This is a genomic window from Aureisphaera sp. (genome assembly GCF_059726885.1).
In genome coordinates, this window is record NZ_AP041051.1 from 3,884,201 (window position 1) to 3,890,200 (window position 6,000).

Annotated in this window: 8 protein-coding genes; 3 read left to right on the plus strand and 5 right to left on the minus strand. The window is 41.3% G+C overall.

The genetic code is table 11. The features are described from left to right. Positions 1 to 86: 86 nt before the first annotated feature. The 4 genes from aqpZ to AC6JAD_RS17400 all read right to left on the minus strand — a co-directional run bounded on the left by aqpZ (position 87) and on the right by AC6JAD_RS17400 (position 2,809). Complete coding sequence (gene aqpZ, locus AC6JAD_RS17385) at positions 87 to 788, minus strand: aquaporin Z (protein ID WP_461305157.1); 702 nt, start codon at positions 786 to 788, stop codon at positions 87 to 89. Between the two features lie 98 nt (positions 789 to 886). Further along, entirely contained in the window at positions 887 to 1,477 is a 591-nt protein-coding gene (locus tag AC6JAD_RS17390) for an LOG family protein (protein ID WP_461305158.1), read from the minus strand. Further along, on the minus strand, positions 1,461 to 2,321 hold the full coding sequence (prmC, locus tag AC6JAD_RS17395) for a peptide chain release factor N(5)-glutamine methyltransferase (RefSeq protein ID WP_461305159.1): 861 nt from the start codon (positions 2,319 to 2,321) through the stop codon (positions 1,461 to 1,463). Before prmC ends, AC6JAD_RS17390 begins: the two co-directional genes overlap by 17 nt. A 2-nt stretch (positions 2,322 to 2,323) precedes the next feature. Continuing rightward, positions 2,324 to 2,809, minus strand: a complete 486-nt coding sequence (locus AC6JAD_RS17400; protein WP_461305160.1) for a GNAT family N-acetyltransferase — start codon at positions 2,807 to 2,809, stop codon at positions 2,324 to 2,326. A gap of 149 nt (positions 2,810 to 2,958) precedes the next feature. Between AC6JAD_RS17400 and ribD the strand changes: the two genes are divergently transcribed. Genes ribD through AC6JAD_RS17415 form a run of 3 tightly spaced genes read left to right on the plus strand, consistent with a single transcriptional unit; the run spans position 2,959 to position 5,485 of the window. Then, on the plus strand, positions 2,959 to 4,005 hold the full coding sequence (gene ribD / locus AC6JAD_RS17405; protein ID WP_461305161.1) for a bifunctional diaminohydroxyphosphoribosylaminopyrimidine deaminase/5-amino-6-(5-phosphoribosylamino)uracil reductase RibD: 1,047 nt from the start codon (positions 2,959 to 2,961) through the stop codon (positions 4,003 to 4,005). Then, entirely contained in the window at positions 4,002 to 4,874 is an 873-nt protein-coding gene (locus AC6JAD_RS17410) for an EamA family transporter (RefSeq protein ID WP_461305162.1), read from the plus strand. The genes ribD and AC6JAD_RS17410 overlap by 4 nt, the downstream gene beginning before the upstream one ends. Beyond that, positions 4,874 to 5,485 carry an IMPACT family protein gene (locus AC6JAD_RS17415; protein ID WP_461305163.1) on the plus strand — a complete coding sequence of 204 codons (612 nt, stop codon included), beginning with the start codon at positions 4,874 to 4,876 and terminating at the stop codon, positions 5,483 to 5,485. The genes AC6JAD_RS17410 and AC6JAD_RS17415 overlap by 1 nt, the downstream gene beginning before the upstream one ends. Positions 5,486 to 5,495: 10 nt before the next feature. On the opposite strand, the gene AC6JAD_RS17420 is transcribed toward AC6JAD_RS17415, so the two are convergent. Beyond that, a complete protein-coding gene (locus tag AC6JAD_RS17420; RefSeq protein WP_461305164.1) occupies positions 5,496 to 5,894 on the minus strand; it encodes an acyl-CoA thioesterase in 399 nt (132 codons plus the stop codon). Positions 5,895 to 6,000 lie beyond the last annotated feature (106 nt).

Consider the following 6,000-nt stretch of genomic DNA (forward strand, 5'->3'; position numbering starts at 1 on the left):
GAAAAATCTATGGTTTTGCCGTAAAACCATGATAATCAATCAGTAAAAAAAAGGCTTCAAAATGAAGCCTTTTAAGAAGTTCCTTATTAATCTTCAATGAAAATTTTTCGTAAAAAAGCAGCCAATAGGCCTCCAACAATGGGAGCCACAATGAACAGCCATAGTTGTTGTAGTGCCATGCCTCCAGCGAACAATGCAGGACCCAAACTTCTGGCAGGGTTTACCGAGGTCCCCGTTATGGGAATCACCACCAAATGAATAAGCACCAAACTAATACCGATAGCCAATCCAGCCATTTGCGGTGAGGCATTTTTGGCTGTGGTTCCAAAAATGACCATTAAGAAAAGAAAGGTAAATACGATTTCGGCAATGAGGGCAGATTGCATACTATAAGCACCTCCATAACCCTCGCCCCAGCCATTGCTGCCAAGGGCCCATTCGCTCATAGAAAACCCTGACGAACCAGTGGCCAATAAATAAAGGATTCCTGCACCCGCGACCGCACCAATACATTGCGAAATTACATACCCCACAGTATCTTTAGCGGACAACTTGCCTGCTGCTAGCATTGCAATCGAAATTGCAGGGTTAATGTGACAGCCAGAAATAGGGCCAATAGTGTAAGCCATGGCCACCACGGCTAATCCAAAAGCAAGGGAAATCCCCAACAATCCAATACCTTCCGGTCCCGCTCCGGTCACTCCTGCAATAACTGCAGAACCGCAACCAAATAAAACCAGTGCAAAGGTCCCCAATGCCTCTGCTGCATACTTTTTAGTAGAATTCATTACGTGAAATTTAATGGTTAATGTTTATAAGTTACCCATTAAATAAATTGGATGGTAAAATTGTTAACAAATGAATGGGAAAAGTTAATAAATCGGTCTTATGTCCTTTCGGGTTTCAACCATTTTGGGATTTGAGGCGCCTTAAAGGATTCCATTTTTTGAAGTAGCCCATCAGCAGTAGTGTCCACAAGTAACAGCTCGTAATTTTCCATCTTTAGAAACCCTCTTTTTACCATGGTTTCCAACAATTTCAGCAAATGGTCGTAGAATCCATTTGTATTCAGTAATCCAATAGGTTTGGAGTGTAGACCCAATTGCAGCCAAGTGATAATTTCAAAACACTCTTCCAAAGTTCCAAACCCACCGGGGAGCACCATAAAACCATCGCTCACATCTTGCATAATCAATTTGCGCTCATGCATATTCTCTGTGGTAATAAGTTCTGTAAGGCCTAGGTGCACTACTTCCTTTTTCTTCAAAAACTGCGGGATGATGCCAATTACATTGCCATGCTCTTTCAACATCGCTTCGGCAATTATACCCATTATTCCAATCTTTGCTGCCCCATATACCAAGGTGATATCCTTTTTTACAAACAAGTGCGCCAATTGCAATGCAGCATCTGTAATTGAGGAATCATTGCCGGAACTGCTCCCGCAGAAAACGCAAATTTTACTTAGTTGGGCCATAAGGGGTACATTTTATCAGTCTATCCTTTCCGAACATATCCTTGCGAATAACAATATTCGTGAAACCTTCATTCGAAAGCATTTTGGTCAATTCCTCTCCAAGGTACTCATTAATTTCGAAGAACAGAAATCCATTGGGCTTGAGGGAATCCTTGGCCAAACGTGCAATCTTCCTGTAGAAAATAAGTGGATCATTATCTGAAACGAACAACGCACTCCCAGGTTCATATTGCAATACATTCCGCTTCATTTGAGCCTTTTCCAATTCACGAACATATGGCGGATTGGAAACAACAGCATCGAAACCAACTTTTGGCATGGGGTCCATCAGGACATCCAATTCCATAAATTCAACCGCTACAGTATTCCTTTGGGCATTGGCTTTAGCTACCAAGAGCGCCCCCGAAGAAATATCTATGGCAGACACCTCAGCATCTTTTAAATTTTTGGCCAAACTAATAGCTATGCAGCCAGTTCCTGTTCCAATATCCAGTAATTGCACCTTCCCCCTTTCTGAAATTTCTTCAAGGACCCAATCTACCAATTCCTCAGTTTCAGGTCTGGGAATAAGGGTATGTTCATTTACTGCGAATGGTAAACCGTAGAATTCTGTTTCACCTGTAATGTACTGTATGGGCTCTTCCATTTTTAACCTAGCGATAGCTTCTTGAAAATCCTTGACCCTCCTTTCGGGTAGTTTCTCCGTTGCCTTGGTCACTGCGTCTAAACGGGTATAGTTCAAAAAATAATCCAGCAGTATCGTAAAAAAGGATTGTATTTCCTCTTTAGGATATACACCCGAAAGTTCGGTAATAAAATAGTCCTTAAGCTTCCCTAATTGCACCGCTACAGTTTTTTAATCATATGCACACCACAAGCAAAATGCCCTGTATCTCCCATGGGGCCATCTAATTTTAGAAACCCATAGCGATGATATAATTTCTGGGCCGCTTCCATATAGGACATGGTTTCGAGATAACATTGTTCATAGCCCATTTCCTTTGCAGAATTCAGGCAGGTATCTATCATTTGTGTTCCCAAGCCCCGCCCCCTGGCTACTGGTAAGAAGTACATTTTTTGAAGTTCGCAAACGGGGCCTTCAAAATTGTCCAATTGCGCTACTCCGCCACCGCCAATAACGGTTCCATTCTCTTCAACAATGAAATAGGACGACCCATGTTTTTTATAGGTTTCAAACATACAGTCCAAAGAGGCATCTTCGTAGGCGGTCCCCACCTTTGGCACGCCCAATTCGATAAGAACAGATCGAATGGCTTGGGCAATTTGCGAATTGTCACTTTGTTGAATCGGTCGTATTAAAGGTTGGCTCATCTACTCTTAATTAAGTTGAAAAGAAATTTCTTCTTTAATTTTTGTCTGCCCACAAGAAAAGTTCCAAGTGAAATTTCAAAAAGTAAAATTAAAGATATTAAAGGAATATAGCCACCCAGTTTTCTATAAGATACTTGTATTTTTGCCGTATGACTTCTGCGGAACATTTTATGGCCCGGTGCCTTCAATTGGCAAAGAAAGGATTGGGTACAACCTATCCCAATCCCTTAGTAGGAAGCGTAATTGTTTACAAGGATCGTATTATTGGTGAAGGATGGCACAAAGAAGCTGGGACACCCCATGCAGAAGTGCACGCAATACAAAGTGTTACAGACCCTTCCCTGCTACGAGAATCTACCCTATATGTTTCCCTAGAACCGTGTAGTCATTTTGGAAAAACCCCTCCGTGTGCAGACCTCATTGTTGAAAAGCGCTTAAAAAAGGTGGTTATAGGTTGTACAGACCCAAATCCCAAGGTCGCTGGGCGTGGAATTCAGAAACTTAGGGATGCAGGATGTGAAGTAGTTCAAGGTGTCCTGGAAGGATCATGTATTGACACTAACAAGCGTTTTTTTACATTTCATGCCAAAAAAAGACCATACATTATCTTAAAATGGGCGCAATCTTCTGACGGATTTCTTGCCCCTGTAGACAGGAATGGGCAAAAACCCGTTTGGATTTCGAACGACTATTCCAAGCAATTAGTTCATAAAATGCGCTCGGAAGAACAGGCAATTCTGGTGGGCACCCAAACAACAATAGATGACAATCCCAGCTTAACCACAAGAACATGGGCCGGCAGCTCCCCTACAAGGGTTGTTCTGGATAGAAATCTAAGAATCCCAAAGGGCATGAAGGTATTCGACCAGAATGTACCCACAATTGTACTTAACGAAACAAAAGAAGGGACTGACGGTCTTCTTTTTTATGAAAAAATAGAGTTTGGGAAGCATGTTGCCAGTCAAATTTGTGAGGTGCTTTACAAACATTCCTTACAAAGTGTCATAATTGAAGGAGGGGCCCGGACCCTTCAAACGTTCATTGAAGTAAATCTATGGGATGAGGCTTGGATATTTAAAGGAAGTACCGTCTTTGGTCAGGGAACCCCGGCTCCGATTGGATTGGAGGGCAGCATTGTTGAAGAACAAAACATAAAGGGGGATTTATTAACCATTTATAAAAACAACCGCTTGTGATCCCATTGATTTTAAGCATTCTCGCTTCCACATGCATCTTTGTGGTCTTTAAACTTTTTGATCATTTTAAGGTTCACACCTTACAGGCCATTGTTGTGAATTACGTAGCGGCTTGTATTACGGGTTTTATAGCTTTCGATGGAGATTTATCGGTAGGGACCATTACAACGGCTCCTTGGTTTATTTATACCCTCGGACTTGGTGCGTTGTTCATCATTATATTCAATTTAATGGCCATAACTACACAAAGAAGTGGATTGTCCGTAGTTTCCGTAGCCACCAAAATGAGCGTTGTCATTCCCATTCTTTTTGGCCTTATGTACTATAGGGAAAGTCTTGGCATGTACAAACTTTTGGGCATTTTACTCGCCTTGGTTGCTGTCTACCTTACCTCTGCCAAAGGCAAAACGACCATTGGCACGGGAGCGAAGGAATGGTTGTTGCCCCTTTTGGTTTTCATGGGAAGCGGTGTAATAGATACGAGTATAAAATATTTAGAGGATGCATTCGTCGCCGAGTCCGATGTTCCCATCTTTTCCGCTACCATATTTGGAGCCGCAGCCACCATTGGCATTGTGACGTTGATTTATTTAAAAATCAAGGGTAAAATAACCTTTCAACTAAAAAACCTAATTGGGGGTATTGCACTAGGCATTCCTAACTATTTCTCCATATACTTCTTGGTCAAGGCTCTGCGAAGTGGTCTTTTTCAGAGTTCTGGAATATTTACCGTGAACAACGTTAGCATCGTGATGCTTTCAACAATTGTGGGTATCCTATTGTTCAAGGAACGCTTGCGATTAAAAAATTGGTTGGGAATCGTTTTAGCCATTCTAAGTATTTTCTTGGTAGCTTTGGGACAGTTGTAATGGATGCTATAAAAGACACCTATAAAACCCTTGTAAAGCCTTCTGCCGAAGTACTATTTAAAGATAGGGGCAGCAAGTTCTTTGGGTATGCTTTTCCTGTTCAATCCGAAGAGGACATTCGTTCCTGTATTGATCAATTGAAAAAGGAACATCATTCTGCCCGTCATTGGTGCTACGCATGGCAATTGGGAAAGGATTACAGCAGTTACAGGGCCAATGATGACGGAGAGCCTTCTAACAGTGCCGGTATGCCAATTTACGGTCAACTTCAAGCCTTTGACCTAACGAATGCTTTGGTAGTGGTAGTGCGCTATTTTGGTGGCACCAAACTAGGTGTTGGGGGATTAATACAAGCCTATAGGGCGAGTGCACAAATGGCTTTGGATGCTTCAGAAATAATTGAAAGGACAATTGACGAGGAATTTCTTTTGAAATTCGATTATCCAGAAATGAATCTCGTTATGCGAATCATAAAGGAGCAAAACCTCACTATTGTGAGTCAGGAAATGGCAATGGATTGTGCAATCACCCTTTCGGTGCGTAAGAAAGATGCACTCCGAATTTTCGAGCTTTTTGAAAATACCTACAAAGTGACCATTAAAAGGTTATGAAATTGATGCACTACCCACTTAATTTTTCAAGAAGGTAGTGAGGGGCTTTCATTAGTTTTTTTGTGTCTGAATTTATAAAACACAAGGTAGTCGAAGCACTAACCAATAACCTGCCCTCTTCGTTGTGAATTTCATAATCAAACTCAATTTTGAAAGTAGGAATTTTCCTTAACGTTGTGGTAACATAGATCAGGTCGTCATATCGGGCCGGAAATTTGAAATCGATACTTAAATGAGTTACAGGAAGTTGCACATTGTTCTCTTCCATCCATTTATAGGAAAAGCCCAATTCACGTAGCCATTCCGTTCTTCCCTGTTCCAAAAACTGAGCATAATTTCCATAATAGACCACACCCATTTGGTCTGTTTCGCCATAGCGAACGCGTAATTTAGTAGTATTTTTCTTCACAAAAATTTTGGCTAAAAAGGGGGAAGTTTTTTGTTCCCAAGACTTTAACTTAGTATGAGAAAAAAAAACTAGAAAATCAATACCGAAACCATTTTTTTTTTCATTT